This is a genomic window from Synechococcus sp. RedBA-s (assembly GCF_024345495.1).
Taxonomy (GTDB): domain Bacteria; phylum Cyanobacteriota; class Cyanobacteriia; order PCC-6307; family Cyanobiaceae; genus Regnicoccus_A.
On record NZ_JAGQBF010000005.1, the window covers coordinates 26,544 to 43,165 of the forward strand.

Here is a 16,622-nt window from a genome sequence, read left to right on the forward strand (position 1 = left end):
CATGGGCGCCTCGACACCTCCCCCAACGCCCCTCTCCCCCTCTGCCAACCCACGCATCAAGCGGCGTCAAACTCCCACTGGCTGGAGGCGATGGGTCCCTGGTCTCTCTGCCATCGGCCACTACAGGGTCGCCTGGCTCCGCCATGACATCATGGCCGGCCTCGCCTTGACGGCCGTGCTGCTGCCGGTCGGCATTGCCTACGCGGTGGCTTCCGGTGTTCCACCCATCTGTGGCCTGTATGCCACCATCTTCGGCTTGCTCGCCTATGCCCTGTTCGGCCCCAGCCGGATGCTGGTCCTGGGACCGGACTCTTCGCTCGTCGCCCTCATCCTCGGCATCGTGCTGCCGCTATCTGCGGGTGATTCCCAGCGCGCCATGGCCCTGGCCGGAATGCTGGCCCTCGTCTCCGGCAGCCTGTGCGTTCTTGCGGGAACCGCTCGCCTGGGTTTCATCACCGAATTGCTCTCCAAGCCGATCCGCTACGGCTACATGAACGGCATCGCTCTGACCGTGCTGGTCAGCCAGCTGCCTGCCCTGTTCGGTTTCACGGTCAAGGGAGACGGACTGCTGATCGAAGCCCAGGCCTTTGTGGCAGCGGTGCTGGCCGGAAGCACGAACGGGGCAGCGCTGGCCCTTGGCATCGGCACCTTGGTGATGATCGGGCTCCTGAGGCGCAGCAGGCGCGTCCCGGGGGTTCTGCTGGCTGTCGTTGCCGCGACCGTCATCGTCTCAGTGCTGAATCTTGCGACCCGATTCGGAGTGACGGTGCTCGGTCCTCTTCCCAGAGGGCTGCCCGCTTTGTCCATCCCCACCATCAGCACGGGCGACCTCGTGCCGGTGTTGCTCGGTGGCTGCGCCATCGCCCTCGTGTCGTTCGCTGACACGAGCGTGCTGTCGAGAACCTATGCCGCGCGACTGGGGGACACGATCGATGCCAATCAGGAGATGGTCGGATTGGGCGCAGCCAACCTGGTCGCAGGTTTGTTTCAGGGCCTCCCCATCAGCGCAAGCACGTCGCGCACTCCGGTGGCCGAGGCGGCAGGCGCCAAGACCCAGTTGACCGGAGTCGTCGGTGCAGTCACGGTCGCCGCGTTGCTCCTGGCGGCGCCGAACCTTTTGCGAAACCTGCCAACCGCCGCGCTGGCAGGGGTAGTGATTGCTTCAGCGATTACCTTGATCGAGGTGGCTGACCTTCGACGCATCTACCGCATCCAGCGCTGGGAGTTCTGGCTGTCGATGGTCTGCCTGGCCGGGGTCGCTGTCTTTGGCGCCATTCCTGGTATCGGGCTGGCGATCGCCATTGCCGTGATCGAGTTTCTCTGGGATGGCTGGCGTCCCCACTCCGCTGTCCTGGGACGGGTCGATGGTGTCAAGGGGTATCACGACATCGGCCGTTACCCGGAGTCACGCCTGGTCCCGGGCCTGGTTTTGTTCCGGTGGGATGCGCCCTTGTTTTTCGCCAATGCCGAATTATTTCGGGATCGCGTGATGACGGCCCTTGAGTCATCACCATCTCTGGTGAACTGGCTCGTCGTGGAGGCCGAGCCTGTCACCAGCATTGATGTCACCTCCGCAGACACTCTGGATGAGCTGGATCACACCTTGGCGAAGGCCGGAATCATGCTCGGCTTCGCCGAGATGAAAGATCCAGTCAAAGACAAACTCAAGCGCTTCGGGCTGTTCTCACAATTTGGAGAAGAACGGTTTTTTGCCACGGTTGGGCAGGCCGTCAGCTGTTATCTCAAAGCCCACGCCGTTGATTGGGTTGACTGGGAGGATCAAGCCAAAGCCAGCGCTGACGCTTCCTGTGACCAAGGGACATCCGATGGCGGCTTCAGGCGAGCCGGCGGTTGAGCAGGCCCGCCAGCAGCAGGGCGAGCGCTGTGGTGATCATCACGGTGAGGATCCCGGAGGGCTGCAGCGGCGCGAGGCTGAGCAGCTGCTGCAACCCGGGAAAGGAATCCGAGTCGAACACTCTCGGCATCAACGATGCTTGGGCGGGCCCGTGAACCACTTGTGCATTAGGACCCACCCACAGATCCCCGATCAGATCCCCGATCAATCAGGCCAGTCCTGGGAAGAGGCCTTGCCAAAGCCCAGAGCCTCCTGGTTCAGACCCCCACGGGTTGGCCCGCTGCGGCGGCCTCCTGCGCCTTCAGCACCTCCTCGAGACCAGCCAGATCCTCGTCGGTGATCTTGGTCTGCATGGGGCAGTGCTTGGGACCGCACATCGAGCAGAACTCGGCCTGCTTGTAGATGTCGGCGGGCAGGGTTTCGTCGTGGTACTCACGGGCCCTCTCGGGGTCGAGGGAGAGATCGAACTGCCTGTTCCAGTCGAAGGCGTAGCGGGCGCGGCTGAGTTCGTCGTCGCGGTCGCGGGCGCCGGGGCGGTGGCGGGCGATGTCGGCGGCGTGGGCGGCGATCTTGTAGGCGATCAGTCCCTCACGCACGTCTTCGGCATTGGGGAGGCCGAGGTGCTCCTTCGGCGTCACATAGCAGAGCATCGCCGTGCCGTACCAGCCGGCCAGGGCGGCGCCGATGGCGCTGGTGATGTGGTCGTAGCCCGGGGCGATGTCGGTCACCAGGGGGCCGAGCACATAGAAGGGCGCCTCACTGCACTCCTCCATCTGCTTCTTGACGTTGAACTCGATCTGGTCCATCGGCACATGGCCCGGACCTTCCACCATCACCTGGATATCGTGCTCCCAGGCGCGGCGGGTGAGCTGACCCAGCGTTTTCAGTTCCGCCAGCTGGGCGGCATCGGAGGCATCGTGCTGGCAGCCGGGGCGCAGCGAATCACCCAGGGAGAAGCTGCAGTCGTAGCGCTTGAAGATCTCGATGATGTCATCAAAGCGCGTGAACAGCGGGTTCTGGCGATGGTGATACAGCATCCACTGGGCCAGGATGCCGCCGCCGCGGCTCACGATCCCGGTGAGGCGTCCCTTCACCAGCGGCAGGTGCTCGATCAGCAGGCCAGCGTGGATGGTCTGGTAATCGACGCCCTGCTGGCAGTGCTTCTCGATGATGTGCAGGAAGTCGTCTTCGTCGAGCTTCTCGATCGAGCCGTGCACGCTCTCCAGCGCCTGATACACAGGCACGGTGCCAATCGGCACCGTGGAGGCGTTGATGATCGCCGTGCGCACCTCATCGAGGTTGACGCCACCGGTGGAGAGGTCCATCACCGTATCGGCGCCGTACTTCACCGCCAGGCGCAGCTTGGCCACTTCCTCATCGAGGTCGGAGGCGTTGGGGGAGGCGCCGATGTTGGCATTCACCTTGCATCTGGAGGCGATGCCGATCGCCATCGGCTCCAGATTGGTGTGGTTGATGTTGGCGGGGATGATCATCCGGCCCCGGGCCACCTCCTCCATCACCAGCGATTCAGGCAGCTTCTCGCCCTTGGCCACATAAGCCATCTCCTCGGTGATCACACCCTGGCGGGCGTAATGCATCTGCGACACATTGGCGTCACCACGACGCTTCTCAATCCAGGCGCTGCGCATGATCGACTCGTGAAAAGGGCGTTCGGACCGGGGGCCGCTGGGAGGCGATGGCACAACTCCGGATCCGGGCGCCACCGGGACCGATCGGACCGCGGTTGCATTCGGGACACTTCCCTGCGCCGGCACGACCCGGATCAGGTTCGGAGGGTGTGATCTCAGCCAGGGCCTGAAGCGCTCTTCCGGTGGGAAGCGTGCTCGGGCCGGGCACCCCTAGTGACGCCCAAAACCTAGCAAGCCTGGCCGGAAACGGACTCTCAGCCCTGCAGACCATTGAGGACCGCCGCCACCACCCGATGGTCGGGATCCTGCTGCAGGCCGATCAATCCCTGGCGCGCCGCCTCACTGATCTCCGTCTGTTCCGAGTTGGCGCCGGCATCCCGGACGATCCGGCCGAGAATCTCAGTGCCGCCCACGCGCACGCTGCCATCGGTATCGGCGATGGCCATCTGGGCCAGCTCCAGCAGCACGCCGGGCTCGATCTCCGCCTGCTCCGCCAGGGCCGAGAGGATGCTGCAGCGCACCAGCCACTGGTCGTCGGCCACGAACGACTGGCGCAGCAGTGGCCAGGCCCGCTCCACCCCGTAACTGGCCAGGGCATTGGCGGCTTCGGCGCGCACATTGGCGTCCTCATCGGCGCTGAGGGCCGTCGTCAGGGCCTGCCAGCCCGCCTCGTTGCGCTTCACCCCCAGGCCCGCGCAGCTGATCGAGCGCGCGATGAACTGTTCCTGCTCCAGACCCAGCAGCAGCAGCGGCACCGCCTGCTCCGCCTCCAGCCGCCGAAGCCCCACCAGCGCCGGCAGGGCGCGGGCTGGATCACCGGAGACGATGGCCTCGCGAATCTGCTCTGGGTTCAGGCCAGCCGGGTTGACGGAGTCTTGATCGGCCATGGCCTCGGCTCAGGGTTCGGGTGCTTCACCCTCCCACCCCATTCACGTGACCGGCGCCGGGGGCCTGCGCCTGCCCCGGTGTGGCCTGCTGCAGCGCCTCCAGCAGGGTGCGCCGATGCCGGGCCCGACGCACACCACTGCTGACCAGCAGTCCACTGCCGATCAGCAGGGCTGGCACCGCCTCAAGCCGCTGGTTCCCGCGGCGAGAGGCCATGCTCACCAGTGCCAGCAGGATCAGCAACGGGGCCGAGAGGGCCAGCACCATCCTCAGGGCGGAACGGGAGCGGCTCAAGCCTGGCGCTCCATCCACAGCAGCAGGCTGAGGGTGAGCACCTGCACGCCCACGGCCAAGGACCCCTCATCGGGATTGAAACCGCCGTTATGCAGGGGCGCACAGCCCTCGGCCCCCGCCACTCCCAGCCGGAACATCGTGCCCGGTGCGGCGCTGAGCAGCTGGGCGAAATCCTCGGCCCCCAGCGACGGTTGATCCAGGCGCAGCACCTGCTGGCGGCCCAGCAACGCCTGGGCTGCTTCTTCAACGATGTCGGTGAGATCGGGGTCGTTGTGCACCGGCGGCGAAATGCAGCGATAGCGCACGCGGGCCTCGCCGCCGTAGCCCCGGCAGATGGCATGGACCGTGTCCTCGATCCAGCCCGGCAGCTCGGCGTGCACGGTGGTGTCCAGGCAACGGACGGTGCCCAGCAGGCGCACATGGTCGGCGATCACATTGAAGGCCTTGCCCCCTTCGATCCGCCCGAAGCTCACCACCACCGGGTGCAGCGCATCGAGCCGGCGGCTGATCGCCTCCTGCAGGCCGCTCACCACCCGGGCCGCGATCCAGATCGCATCGGTGGACTGGTGGGGCCTCGCCCCGTGTCCCCCTTCCCCCAGCACCTCCACCTCCAGCTCGCCGGCGGCGGCGGTGAGGCTGCCACTGCGCACGCCGATCGTTCCCACCTCCAGGCTGGGGAACACATGCAGCCCGAACAGGGCCTGCACCCCCTCCATGGCGCCATCGGCCAGCATCCAGGCGGCCCCCTGGGCCGTCTCCTCCGCCGGTTGGAACAGCAGCCGCACCCGTGCGCCCAGCTGGTCCGCCAGGGGGGCCAGCAGCCGCGCCACACCGAGCCCCACGGCGGTGTGCAGGTCGTGGCCGCAGGCATGCATCAAGCCCTGCTGGCTGGAGGCAAAGGCCAGGCCGGTGCGCTCCTCCACCGGCAGGGCATCCATATCCACCCGCACGGCCACCAGGGGCGCGTCCCGGGGGCCCAGCTCGCCCACCACACCGGTGCGGCCCACGCCTTCGCGCACCTGCCAACCAAGCAGGCGCAGTTCACCGGCCACCAGGGCCGCCGTCTGATGTTCGGCGCCGCTCAGTTCGGGGTGGGCATGGACATGGCGGCGCAGGCCGATCAGCTCGGGCGTGGCCTGCTCCAGGGCCCTGGCCAGATCCAGCCGCTGCCACAGATCCGCCGCGGTGCCGCTGGAACGGGGTGGGGCGGCAGAACTCATCGCTGGACCAACTGGAGAAAATTCTCGAGAGCCTGCACCGGCCCCGGGGGCCAGCGTCGGATCTCCAGCAACCATTCTGGCTGGCGGTAGCGGGGATCCAGGCCCGAGGCCGCCGCCCAGTTGCTTTCGGCTTCACCGACGGCGCCCCGCTGCCAGAGCAGGGCCGTCAGCGCCGCCCGCGCATCGGCGAACAGGGGATAGCGGCGCACCAGCTTGCGCAGGTCCTGCTCAGCCTTGGCCGGCTCCCCCAGCTGAAAAGCGGCCAGGGCCGCACTGGAGCGGGCCATGGCGAAGCCCGGCCGGGCCGCCGCCGCCGCCTCGAAGCAGTCCCTGGCCTGATCCCAATGGCCGAGGGAGCCCTGCACATTGCCGAGGTTGTAGAGGGCGGAGGCGTCTTCGGGATCCCGCTCCAGGATCCAGTGGTAATCGGCGGCGGCCCGCTCCCACTGGCCCAGGGCCTCTTCGGCGGTGCCGCGGTTGAGGTGGGGATCTGGGTTGATCGGATCGAGCGCCATCGCCCGCTCCTGATCGGCGATCGCGGCCTCAGCCCGCCCCAGGGCCAGTTGCACATTGCCGTGGTTACTCCAGGCGGCGGCATCCCTGGGGGCCTGCTGCAGCACCTGGTCCCAGAGGGGCAGGGCATCGCCGAAGCGGCCCTCGCGGCTGGCGGCGAGGGCCTGCTCGAACACCTGCGGCAACGGAACGGCGGGGCTGGCCCAGAGCGGCGCCGGGCCCGGCAGCAGCAGGGCCAAGGCCAGAGCGATCGCCAGCAGACCCCGCCTGATGCCCAGCCAGCTGGGCATCAGGCGGCCTCCGGCCAGCCCAGGTGGCGCCGTGCCGCCTCGGTGGCCACCCGGCCCCTGGGGGTGCGTTGCAGGAAGCCGAGCTGCAGCAGGAAGGGCTCCACCACGGTTTCCAGGGTGATCGGGTCTTCGCCGAGGCCGGCGGCCAGGGTATCGAGGCCCACGGGGCCGCCGCCGTAGCCGCCGAGCAGCAACTCCAACAGGCGGCGATCGCTGGCATCGAGGCCGCGGGCATCCACCCGGTGCAGGCTGAGGGCCTCGGCCACCAACCGCGGGCCGATGCGCGCCTCCCCCTGAACACTGGCCACATCACGCACCCGCCGCAGCAGCCGGTTGGCGATGCGGGGCGTGCCGCGGCAGCGGCGTGCCACCTCCACGGCCGCCTCCGCCTCCAGCACCAGGCCGATCAAGCCAGCGGCCCGCTCGACGATGGCCTGCAGGTCATCGACGGTGTAGAACTCCAGCCGCTGAATCAGGCCGAAGCGGTCGCGCAAGGGTGAACTCAGGGCCCCAGCCCGCGTGGTGGCACCCACCAGGGTGAAGGGCACCAGCGGCACCGCCCGGGTACGGGCCGTGGTGCCCTTGCCCACGGTGAGATCAAGGCGGAAATCCTCCATCGCCGGATAAAGCAGTTCCTCGGCCACGCGGTTGAGCCGGTGGATCTCATCGATGAACAGCACCTCATGGGGGCGCAGATTCACCAGCAGCCCGACAATGTCGCGGGGACGCTCCAGGGCCGGGGCGCTGGTGATGCGGCAGCGCACCCCCAGTTCCTCCGCCAGCACCAGGGCCATGGTGGTCTTGCCGAGGCCAGGCGGGCCGTAGAGCAGCACATGATCGAGCGCTTCGGCCCGCTGGCGCGTGGCCTCCACAGCGATGCCTAGCACCTGCTTGAGCTCGCTCTGGCCGATGTAATCACTCAGGCGCCGCGGCCGCAGCCCGTCTTCGCGGTTGGGCAGGGGAGCTTCGGCCTCGGCCTCCAGCGGATCCTGGCCTGGGCCGGTCTGCTGCTGGCGCGGATCCAGCAGCCGCGGCGGCGGCTGGGCGCCGGATCCGGCTGCGGAGGAGACGATCGCCATGGCCCCGACAGTAGGCAGGCCAGGCCGTGGATAGGGTCAGCTCAGCAGAGGGGAGGTCGATGGCCAAAGGCGCAGGCAAGAAGGCGGCCAAGGCGGCACGGGATGCCTCCAATCGGCTCCTGGCCGACAACCGTTTCGCACGGCATCAATACGAGATCCTCGAAACCTTGGAAACGGGCATCGAGCTGGTGGGCACCGAGGTGAAGTCGATCCGGGCGGGCAAAGCCAACCTGCGCGACGGCTTCGGCCTGATCCGCAGCGGTGAACTGCAGCTGCACAACGTGCACATCTCGCCCCACAGCCACGCGAGTGCCTACTTCAACCACGAACCCCTGCGCACCCGCAAGCTGCTGGCCCACCGCCGCGAGATCGACAAACTGCGGGTGGCGCTCGACCAGAAGGGCCTCACCCTGGTGCCCCTGAACCTGCACCTCAAGGGCTCCTGGATCAAGCTCACCCTCGGCCTGGCCAAGGGCCGCAAGCTCCACGACAAGCGTCAGGATGAGCGTCGCAAGGACGCCGACCGGGAGGTGCGCTCTGCTCTCGCCCGCCTCTAGCCATACAGTCCCCAGCACTGGCGGGGCACCGGGATGTCGGCACTGACGCGCTGTCTTCAGGAAGAGGCGGCCGCCATCGCCGCCGCCTCCGGGCGCCTGGATGCCGCGCAGGTGGATGCAGCCCTGGCGCTGCTCGATCGCTGCGCCGACCAGCGCGCCAAGCTGGTGATCACCGGCGTGGGCAAGAGCGGCATCGTGGCGCGCAAGATCGCCGCCACCTTCTCCTCAATCGGGCTGATGGCCCTCTACCTCAACCCCCTCGATGCCCTGCACGGGGATCTAGGGGTGGTGGCCCCCGAAGATGTGGTGCTGCTGCTCTCCAACAGCGGCGAGACCCAGGAGCTGCTGGAGATCCTGCCCCACCTGCGCCGCCGCGGCACCGGCCGCATGGCGCTCGTGGGCCGGGTGGCCTCAAGCCTGGCCCGGGGCTGCGAGGTGGTGCTGGATGGCTCCGTCGACCGGGAAGTGTGCCCGCTCAACCTGGCGCCCACCGCCAGCACCGCCGTGGCCATGGCGATCGGCGATGCCCTGGCGGCGGTGTGGATGGAGCGGCGCGGCATCTCACCGGCTGATTTCGCCCTCAACCACCCCGCCGGTGCCCTGGGCAAGCAACTCACTCTCACCGTGGGGGATCTGATGGTGCCCACCGCCAAGCTCCATCCCCTTGAAGAGGACGCCAGCCTCAGCGCCGTGATCGCCGGGCTGACCGGCGATGGGGTGGGGGCCTGCTGGGTACGCCGGGCCAACTCCAGCACCCAGCTGGCCGGGCTGATCACCGACGGCGACCTGCGCCGGGCCCTGGAGCAGCACGCGCCAGCCCAGTGGGCTGAGCTGCGGGCCGCCGATCTGATGACCGTCGATCCGATCACCGTGGCGGCGGATCTGCTGGCGGTGAAGGCCCTGGAGCGGATGGAGTGCAACCGACGCAAGCCGATCGGTGTGTTGCCGGTGCTGGCTGCGGGGGGACCGATGCTGGGCCTGCTGCGCCTGCACGACCTGGTGCAGGCGGGCCTGACCCCCTCGGCCGGCTGAGCGCTCAGCCGGCAGCAGAAGCAGCAGCAGCGATGGCACGGGCCTGCTCCAGCTGCTCGGCGGTATCCACCGAGAGGAAATCACCATCGACGGGGAAGGTGCCCACCGGAATGCCCGCCTCGATCAGCCGCAGCTGCTCCAGCTTCTCGATCTGCTCCAGCGGTGAAGCCGGCAGCTCGCTCCAGCGCGCCAGCACATCGGCCCGATAGCCGTAGATGCCCACATGGCCCCAGTAGGGGGCGTGCTGGGGCCAGTCGGCGGGCTCAACGCCGCGCACATGGGGCAGGGCCGAACGGGAGAAGTAAAGGGCACGACCATCGGCTGCCAGCAGCGTTTTGACCACATTCGGGTTGTGCACCTTCTCCGCCCCCATCCGGTACACCGGGGTGAGCACAGCAGGACCTGGGGTGGTGCTGGCGAAGGCCTCGGCCATCGCATCGATCACCGCCGGATCGATGAAGGGCTGATCCCCCTGCACGTTGATGATCACCGTGCGGGCGGGATCCGGCGGGGGCGCATCAGGGCTGGCCCCCGCCGCCGCGGCCAGGGCCGTGAGCGCCTCCACCACCGAAGCGAGACGGTCGCTGCCGGAGCTGCAGGAGGCCGCTGTCATCAGCACGGGGAACCCCCAGGCTCCTGCTTCCCGGCGCAGCAGGTCGCTGTCGGTGCAGAGCACCACCGCAGCGGCCCGGCTGGAGCGCCGGCAGCACTCCAGCACCCGCCGCAGCATCGGCTGCCCGCCGATATCGGCCATCACCTTGTTGGGCAGTCGCGACGACTCCAACCGTGCGGGCACCGCCACCAGACAACGCCAGGGGGCCGCTGCTTCCTGCTGAAGGTGGGCCTCGTTCACCGCTGGATCCCGGTCGCTGCAGCGCAGCCTATCGCCAGGCAGCGGTGAGCTCCCGGGCCTCCCGCACCAGCTCCTCCACCTGCTGATCCGCAGCCGCGGCCCGCTCGCCCGAGGCCACTGCCCGGTAGAGATCCGCCGCCTTCCACGCCTCCGTGGCGGGGTCCTCCCCGTGGCGGGGAATCAGGTGAACATGCAGATGCCGGGCCCCTTCCCCAAAGGCGATCGCGTACACCCGATCGCAACCAGTGAGCTCCTTCACCAGGGCCGAGCAGCGTTGCAGGACCGGACCGAAGGCCACGGCCTCCTCCGGCAGGAAGTCGATCGGTCCACCGAGATGGCGACGGGCATCCAGCAGCAGCCAACCCGCCAGGGGTGCCGGCCGGGGGTGATGGCGCAGCAGCCAGAGGTCCTGGCGAAGGATTTCATCGCGGGACACCACCTCGCCATCACCATGGAGGAGGCAGATGCCGCAGGGGCCTTCGCCCCTGGGCTGGCCTTGGTCCTGCTGCGAAACTGCCCTCAGCTGCGGGTCGCCCATCACTGCCGTTCCTCCCGGTTCCGTGCCCGTAGTGCTCAGCGTGGCCTATCACAGCCTCGATGCCCTGCAGCAGCTGGGGACCGATCTGGCCCGCCAGAGCCTGTCGCCGATCCGCTGGCTGGTGGTGGACAACAGTCCGCTCTCGGCACCGCTACGGGTCAGCGACCTCAGCAGTGCCAGCTGCGGCCCTGAGCTGGAGCTGGAACTGGTGGCGGGGAGTGAAGGCGATGGCTTCGGGGCGGGCTGCAACCGGGGTTTCGAGCACCTGGCCCGGCGGGGCTGGGGGGGCTGGATCTGGCTGCTCAATCCCGACACCGCCCTGCCAACCGGCCATGAACTGGAGCGGCTGAGTGAGGCCCTGGCGCAACTGCCGCCCCGGGCGCTGCTGGGCACCGCCGTACGCGCCGGAAGCGGAGAGCTCGAGCCCAGCGGCGGCTGGATCGATCCCGGCCTCGATTTCCGCCGGCGGCGGGTGGATGAGGCCAGCCTGGCCACTGCTGCCGCGTCTGCCACTGCCATCCCTGGCGGCGCCGCGGTGCAACTCGACTGGCTGAGCGGCTGCAGCCTGTTGATGCGACCCAGCGCCCACAGCCCGCCCGCCCGCTTCGATCCCGCCTTCCCCCTCTACTACGAAGACATGGACCTCTGCCTGCGGCTGGGGGAGGCGGGCGCCCCGGTGCTGTGGTGGCCGGCGCTGGCGGTGACCCACCAGCGGGGTGCGGGCAGTCACACCCCCAGCGAGCGGCGCCAGCGACTCTCGACCCTGAGTTATCTGCGCTTCCTGCGCCGCCACCGACCCGGCTGGGTGCTGGCCCTGCGCAACCTGAGGCTGCTGCTGATGACGCTGCTGCGGCTGCCGGGGCGGCCGAAACGCAGCTGGGCGACGCTGGTGGCGATGGCGGAGGCCATGGGTCCATTCCCCACCGCTTCGCCGGCGGTTCCCCCAAGGCGATGAGTTCGGTGATGCCCCTGGCCCTCTTCAACGGCAGCTACCTCGGGCAGCGGCCAACCGGCATCGGCGTGGTGGCCCGGGAATTGGCGGCGGCCCTGGATCCGGCCCTGGTGCCGCTGCTGGATCCCTGCGGCGGCGATCGCCCCGGCAGCCTTGCCATCCCCGCTGACCTCTCGCCCGAGCACGGCCGCGCCGGCCACTTGCGGCGCCTGCTCTGGACCCAGCGGGAGCTGCCGAAACTGCTGCGCCGCAGCGGGGCGTCGCTGCTGCTCTCGCCCCTGCCGGAAGCCCCCCTGGGGCGAGGGGTGCGCTCCGTGGTGCTCGCCCACGACCTGCTGCCTCTCCGCTACCCGCAGCTCACCCCTCTGCTGGCGTACCACCTGGCCTACGTGCCGCTGGTGCTGCACCGGGCCGTGCGCGTGCTCTGCAACTCTGAAGCCACGGCCCAGGAGGTGCACCAGCGCCTGGGCGTACCCGCGAGGCGGTTGGTGCCGATCCGCCTGGGCTTCAGCCCGGGGCTGCTGCGGCCCCTGGGGCTGGAGCGGCAACCGTTTTTCCTGGTGCTCGGCCGCCACGACCCCCACAAGAATCTGGAGCGGGTGCTGAGGGCCTTCGCGGGGCTGCGCGACCGCGACCACCGCCTGGCCCTGGTGGGTCCCCAGGATCCCCGCTACACCCCTCGCCTGCAGCGCCTGGCCAGCGAGCTGGGCATCGCCGGTCGCTGCGACTGGCGCCCCTGGGTGAGCGACCAGGAGCGGCTGGAGCTGCTCAACCGTTGCCGCGGGCTGGTGATGGCCAGCCTCTGGGAGGGTTTCGGGCTGCCGGCCCTGGAGGGGATGGCCTGCGGCGCCCCGGTGATCGCCGCCGAAGCCGGGGCCCTGCCGGAAGTGGTGGGGGAGGCCGCCCTGCGGGTGGACCCCCGCCAGGTGGGCGCCATCGGGGCCGCCATGGAAGCCCTGATCGAGCAGCCGTGCCTGGCCGCCCAGCTGGGGCAGGCGGGCCTGCTCCAGTCCCGCCGCTTCCGCTGGGCCGACACCGGCCGCGCGGTGGAGGAACTGCTGCGGCAACTGGCCTGAACCGAAGCCAACCGGATCAGGCCAGGTTCACCGCCGGATCACGACTGGCCAGGCGCAGCACCAGGGCGCGCAGGTGGGGATCGCTGCTGGCCGGCAAGGCCACCAGCAGGGGCGATCCAGCCGGACGCAGGGCCAGGGCTGCCAGCAGGGCCATGCTCTCCCCCACCACAATCAGGCCAGGAAAACCGGCGATGCGCTGCTCCAGCATCATCGGGACATCAGCTGCCGCCGGTGGAGCTTGAGGTGGCAGGGGCCACGAGCGCTTCGAGGGCACCGGGTGGGGCACCAGTTGCCACGGCCGGGGCAGCTGGTGCGCTGTCGGCAGCAGCCGCTCCACCCCAGGGGAATCCACGATCAAGGTGCCCGGCGCTTCAGCCGCGGGAGGGGCGACAGCCTCCGGTGGGGGGACAGCCGGAGGAGCAGCGGACAACGGCCCAGGCCTGGGTGCGGCCTGGTAGAGCGGCCCCAGCTCCAGCAGCTGAAAGCGTCCGCACCAGGGGGCCCGGCCATCGCGCTGATCTGAGAAGAGGGCCAGGGGCGTTCCCGGCGGGAAACGTCCGGGATCGAGGGCCCTTGGCTGGGCGCGGTACTGATCAAGGCCGTCATCGAGCAGGAGCAGTCGGGGACTGCGGCGCACCAGCCAGCGCAGGGCCCGGCCCGCGCCGCGCAGGTGGGGCAAACGCACCTCCTCCACCAGCCGGAGGCTGGCGAGCAGGGCCAGGGCCGCCATCACCACCGGCTGGATCCGCAGGCGCAGGGGCCAGAGCTGACGGTCGTGGGGCTCCAGGCGCAGACGGCTGCTCTCCAGCACCAGCACCTGCAGCACCGGCGTGGCCCATCTGAGCTGAGCCAGCGGATCCGGCAGGATCCCCCGGCGCAGGCGCCGTGCCGCCTCCAGGTGGATTGCGTTGAACACAAAGGTGAGCCGGATCACGTCGGCCGGCCGGCCGGCCGCTTCATCCCCTGCAGCCGGCCGCGACCGAGAGAAAGCAACCAGACCGGCAGCTCCAGCAGCCGCCGGACCGTGTGCCAGTGGAGGCGATGCCACCAGCGCACCGGCCAGACCCCGTGGCGATCCAGGGGCACCAGCTTGATCGGCAACCGCTCCAGAAAGATCTCCGGGATGGCCAGGAAGCAGCCCCAGAAAGCCATGCGCCGGGCGTGATCCATCTCATCGGCACTGTCCGCCGGAGGCTTCGGCAGGCTGCCCGGCTCCAGGCGCCAGAGCCCGGGCTGGAGCTCCTGGTAGAGGCAGCGGCCACTGGCGGCACCCCAGGGGCAGTGGGCGGCCACCAGGCGGTTACCGAGGCGGGAGGCCCGCATCGTTGCCAGGCCGAGGCTATGGCGCAGGCTGCCTCGGCCGTTCGCCTTGGGCTGGCCCATACGCTCCTCATTGGAGTGGGTGATCACCCCAATGGCGGCGGCGGGGATCTCAGCCAGCGACCACCCCTGCTGGAAGCTCAGGCGCCCGCGCAGGTCCTTGTCCTCGAAGCCCCAGCCGCGCATGCACTCGTTGAACCCTCCCACCGCCTCGAAGCGCTCACGGGTCATCAGGAACTGGCCGTAGCGTCCCTCGCCGCCGTTGCCCACCCAGAGGGGTCCAGCTGCCAGCAGCGCCTCTGGATCGAAGCCGGCGGTGGGCCAGCAATCGGCGTCCATGCGCATCAACCGATCGCCACAGGCCTGCGCCAGGGCGAAGTTGTAGGCGCGGGAGGGGTTCCAGCGCTTCTCCCCCTCGACGCGCAGCAGGCGCAGCCGCCCATCGGCTGGCAGATCCGTGCGGCGCAGGGGCTGCTCACTGCTCCAATCCACCACCAGGTGCTCTTGGTGGTGGGGCCAGGCGGCCACTGCGGCAGCAGAGCGCAGCAGATGTTCCCGCCGGTTCATGCAGACGGTGACCAGGCTGAGGGAGGGGATCGCGCCCACGGGCGATGGCAGCGCCAATTTAAGAACGGGACTCAGCCCCTTGGCCGCCGCCAGGCCCATTGCAGGACCTCGCGCACCAGGGCCAGGGCGAGCACGGGCAGGTGCAGCAACTGACGGCCACTGAGCCAGTAGAGGCGATGCCACCAGTACACCGGCCAGGCCCCACCCCGCGCCGGGGGCACCAGGGGGTAGGGCATCTGCTCCAGGAACACCTCCGGTATCGCCAGGAAGGTGCTCCAGAAAGTCATGCGCCGGGCATGATCCACCTCCTCCTGCAACGCCGGGGAGGGCTGGGGGAGGCTGCCTGGCTGCAGCCGCCACAGCCCCGGGGCCTGCTCCAGATAACGGCAGGCCCGCGAGCGTCGTCCCCAGGGATGCTGGGCCGCCAGCAACCGGTTGGCCAGACGGGAAGCCCGCATGGCGGCGAACCCCTGGGAGCGCCGCAGCCCGAACCAGCCCGCGGCCGCGGCCTGCTCGGCCCGCTCCTGATCGCTGTGGGGGATCACCTCCAGCCAGTCGGCGGGGATGCGGGCCGGCTGCTGCCCCAGCCGTTGCACCAGCCGCGCCGCCAGGTCCTTGTCGTCGAAGCCGTAACCCACCAACACTTCGTTGTAGCCGCCCACCGCCGCCAGCAGTGAGCGGGCCACCATGACCTGGCCCTTGCGGCCCTCGGGGCCACTGCCAAGGGCGCAGAGGATGGACCGGGCACCCTCTGAGAGAGCCGGATCAGCGGCCTCAAGAGCCACCCTCAGCCCAGCGGCGGCGGGATCGAAGCGCTCGCTCGGCCAGCAGTCCGCATCGAGCTTGAGCAGGAGGGAGCCCCGGGCCTGGGCGATGGCGAAGTTGTAGGCACGGCACAGGTTCCAGCGGCCTTCCCCCTCCACCCGCAGCAGGCGCAGGCGGGGATCGGTGGGCAGGTCGCCCCTGCGCAGGGGCTCGGTGCTGCTCCAGTCCACGATCAGGTGTTCCTGGTGGTGGGGCCAGCGGCTGAGGGCGGCGGCCGATCGCAGCAGGTGGTCGCGGCGGTTCATGCAGACCGTCACCACACTCAGGCCGGGCACCACGCCCAGCCCCGGCACCACTGGCTCCGTTGCGCGCGCGCCCAACGGGTCAGTCCCAGAGCCTGAGGGCGTCGTCGCGGGCGGAGAACCATTCCGCCGCCAGCGGGCCGCCCATGGTGCGCTGCTCCCGGAACCAGGGGCCCCCCAATGTCCAGTGGAGCAGGGTTGGGCCTCCTTCGGCCACGGCGGCCGTCGGGGCGGCCTGCACATCCACCAGGTGGTTCCAGCGACCGTCGAGGGCACCGATCTCATGGTCTCCAGCCAGCCAGTGGAAGCGGTGCAGCTCCAGGCCGCTGGCGCTGTTCACGTAGTCGGGCGTGAGCGCCTGGCAGCGGCCGCAGTTCAGCAGCATCAGGGAGCTCCAGTTCTTTTTCGGGTAGGCGCTCTGCACCTCGCCGAGGAATTTCACGGTTTCCGCCGGCACGTGCTCGTGCTGAACGCACATCAGGGCGTAGTCGTCGTTGCGTTCGGCCCAGAGTTCGGCGATATCACCGCGGCAGAGCATGTCGCAGTCCATGAAGACGGCCCAGCCCTGATAGCCCATCAGATAGGGCACCAGGAAGCGGGTGAAGGAGAAGGCCGTGCTCTGCTTCGGATCCTTCTGCCGGTGATAGAGACCCTGCTGCTCCAGCTGAGGGGTCACCAGAGGTGTGATCGCCAGCGGTGCGCTGCTGTGCTGATAGAGGCTGTCGATCAGCACAGTGGTGGCGGCCCGCTCGCGCGGGTCGTAGCCAATGAAGATGGGGATCGGTGCCGGACCCCGCCGATCCGTTGCCGCGATCACGCTGGAATTGACTGCGACAGGGGAGGGCTGTTCCATGGGGCCAATCCTGCGGACATTG

Annotated in this window: 18 protein-coding genes and 1 riboswitch; of the genes, 5 read left to right on the plus strand and 13 right to left on the minus strand. The window is 69.4% G+C overall.

The genetic code is table 11. The annotated features are described in order from the left end of the window. Position 1 precedes the first annotated feature (1 nt). Positions 2–1,855 (plus strand): SulP family inorganic anion transporter, encoded by a 1,854-nt coding sequence (locus tag KBY67_RS02880; protein WP_255108527.1) that lies wholly within the window; start codon positions 2–4, stop codon positions 1,853–1,855. On the opposite strand, the gene KBY67_RS02885 is transcribed toward KBY67_RS02880, so the two are convergent. From KBY67_RS02885 to ruvB, 7 genes are all read right to left on the minus strand, one after another. Beyond that, the gene (locus tag KBY67_RS02885) at positions 1,836–1,985 is read right to left on the minus strand and encodes a hypothetical protein (protein ID WP_255108529.1); all 150 of its coding nucleotides are present in this window, start codon (positions 1,983–1,985) and stop codon (positions 1,836–1,838) included. The two genes, KBY67_RS02880 and KBY67_RS02885, sit on opposite strands and share 20 nt — an antisense overlap. A gap of 127 nt (positions 1,986–2,112) precedes the next feature. Continuing rightward, positions 2,113–3,504, minus strand: coding sequence for a phosphomethylpyrimidine synthase ThiC (gene thiC / locus KBY67_RS02890; RefSeq protein ID WP_255108531.1), 1,392 nt, complete (start codon positions 3,502–3,504; stop codon positions 2,113–2,115). A 94-nt stretch (positions 3,505–3,598) separates the two neighbouring features. After that, positions 3,599–3,726, minus strand: a riboswitch (TPP riboswitch). A gap of 32 nt (positions 3,727–3,758) precedes the next feature. After that, positions 3,759–4,391 (minus strand): HEAT repeat domain-containing protein, encoded by a 633-nt coding sequence (locus KBY67_RS02895; protein WP_255108533.1) that lies wholly within the window; start codon positions 4,389–4,391, stop codon positions 3,759–3,761. Between the two features lie 25 nt (positions 4,392–4,416). Beyond that, the gene (locus KBY67_RS02900; RefSeq protein ID WP_255108535.1) at positions 4,417–4,683 is read right to left on the minus strand and encodes a DUF3188 domain-containing protein; all 267 of its coding nucleotides are present in this window, start codon (positions 4,681–4,683) and stop codon (positions 4,417–4,419) included. Continuing rightward, positions 4,680–5,903 (minus strand): amidohydrolase, encoded by a 1,224-nt coding sequence (locus KBY67_RS02905; protein ID WP_255108537.1) that lies wholly within the window; start codon positions 5,901–5,903, stop codon positions 4,680–4,682. Before KBY67_RS02905 ends, KBY67_RS02900 begins: the two co-directional genes overlap by 4 nt. Next, complete coding sequence (locus KBY67_RS02910; RefSeq protein WP_255108540.1) at positions 5,900–6,706, minus strand: tetratricopeptide repeat protein; 807 nt, start codon at positions 6,704–6,706, stop codon at positions 5,900–5,902. Before KBY67_RS02910 ends, KBY67_RS02905 begins: the two co-directional genes overlap by 4 nt. Further along, positions 6,706–7,785: a Holliday junction branch migration DNA helicase RuvB gene (gene ruvB / locus KBY67_RS02915; protein WP_255108542.1), complete on the minus strand. Its 1,080-nt coding sequence runs from the start codon at positions 7,783–7,785 to the stop codon at positions 6,706–6,708. The genes KBY67_RS02910 and ruvB overlap by 1 nt, the downstream gene beginning before the upstream one ends. A 59-nt stretch (positions 7,786–7,844) precedes the next feature. Here ruvB and smpB point away from each other — a divergent pair, with 59 nt between their 5' ends. Together smpB and KBY67_RS02925 are read left to right on the plus strand one after the other, a co-directional pair. Then, positions 7,845–8,342: an SsrA-binding protein SmpB gene (gene smpB / locus KBY67_RS02920; RefSeq protein WP_255108544.1), complete on the plus strand. Its 498-nt coding sequence runs from the start codon at positions 7,845–7,847 to the stop codon at positions 8,340–8,342. Positions 8,343–8,375: 33 nt separating this feature from the next. After that, a complete protein-coding gene (locus tag KBY67_RS02925) occupies positions 8,376–9,374 on the plus strand; it encodes an SIS domain-containing protein (protein ID WP_255108546.1) in 999 nt (332 codons plus the stop codon). A gap of 4 nt (positions 9,375–9,378) precedes the next feature. Here the strand turns inward: KBY67_RS02925 and kdsB are convergent, their stop codons facing one another. After that, on the minus strand, positions 9,379–10,227 hold the full coding sequence (gene kdsB, locus KBY67_RS02930; RefSeq protein WP_255108548.1) for a 3-deoxy-manno-octulosonate cytidylyltransferase: 849 nt from the start codon (positions 10,225–10,227) through the stop codon (positions 9,379–9,381). A gap of 28 nt (positions 10,228–10,255) precedes the next feature. Next, positions 10,256–10,765 carry an HIT family protein gene (locus KBY67_RS02935; protein ID WP_255108550.1) on the minus strand — a complete coding sequence of 170 codons (510 nt, stop codon included), beginning with the start codon at positions 10,763–10,765 and terminating at the stop codon, positions 10,256–10,258. A 22-nt stretch (positions 10,766–10,787) separates the two neighbouring features. Between KBY67_RS02935 and KBY67_RS02940 the strand changes: the two genes are divergently transcribed. Beyond that, positions 10,788–11,720 (plus strand): glycosyltransferase family 2 protein, encoded by a 933-nt coding sequence (locus KBY67_RS02940; protein ID WP_255108552.1) that lies wholly within the window; start codon positions 10,788–10,790, stop codon positions 11,718–11,720. After that, on the plus strand, positions 11,717–12,793 hold the full coding sequence (locus tag KBY67_RS02945; protein WP_255108554.1) for a glycosyltransferase family 1 protein: 1,077 nt from the start codon (positions 11,717–11,719) through the stop codon (positions 12,791–12,793). Before KBY67_RS02940 ends, KBY67_RS02945 begins: the two co-directional genes overlap by 4 nt. 16 nt (positions 12,794–12,809) lie before the next feature. Here KBY67_RS02945 and KBY67_RS02950 read toward each other — a convergent pair whose 3' ends face one another. From KBY67_RS02950 to KBY67_RS02965, 4 genes are read right to left on the minus strand one after another with little or no spacing between them, the layout of a single operon-like run. Next, positions 12,810–13,727, minus strand: coding sequence for a hypothetical protein (locus KBY67_RS02950; protein WP_255108555.1), 918 nt, complete (start codon positions 13,725–13,727; stop codon positions 12,810–12,812). Further along, complete coding sequence (locus KBY67_RS02955) at positions 13,724–14,719, minus strand: glycosyltransferase family 2 protein (RefSeq protein ID WP_255108556.1); 996 nt, start codon at positions 14,717–14,719, stop codon at positions 13,724–13,726. The genes KBY67_RS02950 and KBY67_RS02955 overlap by 4 nt, the downstream gene beginning before the upstream one ends. A 32-nt stretch (positions 14,720–14,751) precedes the next feature. Beyond that, positions 14,752–15,825 (minus strand): glycosyltransferase family 2 protein, encoded by a 1,074-nt coding sequence (locus KBY67_RS02960; RefSeq protein ID WP_255108560.1) that lies wholly within the window; start codon positions 15,823–15,825, stop codon positions 14,752–14,754. 4 nt (positions 15,826–15,829) lie between these two features. After that, positions 15,830–16,600, minus strand: a complete 771-nt coding sequence (locus tag KBY67_RS02965) for a glycosyltransferase (protein ID WP_255108562.1) — start codon at positions 16,598–16,600, stop codon at positions 15,830–15,832. Between the last annotated feature and the right edge of the window lie 22 nt (positions 16,601–16,622).

Excerpts from the sequence above, each read along its gene's own strand:
- smpB (WP_255108544.1), top strand. The coding sequence starts at position 7,845 with ATGGCCAAAGGCGCAGGCAAGAAGGCGGCCAAGGCGGCACGGGATGCC.
- KBY67_RS02905 (WP_255108537.1), bottom strand. The coding sequence starts at position 5,903 with ATGAGTTCTGCCGCCCCACCCCGTTCCAGCGGCACCGCGGCGGATCTG.
- thiC (WP_255108531.1), bottom strand. The coding sequence starts at position 3,504 with ATGCGCAGCGCCTGGATTGAGAAGCGTCGTGGTGACGCCAATGTGTCG.
- KBY67_RS02925 (WP_255108546.1), top strand. The coding sequence starts at position 8,376 with ATGTCGGCACTGACGCGCTGTCTTCAGGAAGAGGCGGCCGCCATCGCC.
- KBY67_RS02885 (WP_255108529.1), bottom strand. The coding sequence starts at position 1,985 with ATGCCGAGAGTGTTCGACTCGGATTCCTTTCCCGGGTTGCAGCAGCTG.
- KBY67_RS02965 (WP_255108562.1), bottom strand. The coding sequence starts at position 16,600 with ATGGAACAGCCCTCCCCTGTCGCAGTCAATTCCAGCGTGATCGCGGCA.
- KBY67_RS02935 (WP_255108550.1), bottom strand. The coding sequence starts at position 10,765 with ATGGGCGACCCGCAGCTGAGGGCAGTTTCGCAGCAGGACCAAGGCCAG.
- KBY67_RS02910 (WP_255108540.1), bottom strand. The coding sequence starts at position 6,706 with ATGCCCAGCTGGCTGGGCATCAGGCGGGGTCTGCTGGCGATCGCTCTG.
- KBY67_RS02880 (WP_255108527.1), top strand. The coding sequence starts at position 2 with ATGGGCGCCTCGACACCTCCCCCAACGCCCCTCTCCCCCTCTGCCAAC.
- KBY67_RS02895 (WP_255108533.1), bottom strand. The coding sequence starts at position 4,391 with ATGGCCGATCAAGACTCCGTCAACCCGGCTGGCCTGAACCCAGAGCAG.
- ruvB (WP_255108542.1), bottom strand. The coding sequence starts at position 7,785 with ATGGCGATCGTCTCCTCCGCAGCCGGATCCGGCGCCCAGCCGCCGCCG.
- KBY67_RS02945 (WP_255108554.1), top strand. The coding sequence starts at position 11,717 with ATGAGTTCGGTGATGCCCCTGGCCCTCTTCAACGGCAGCTACCTCGGG.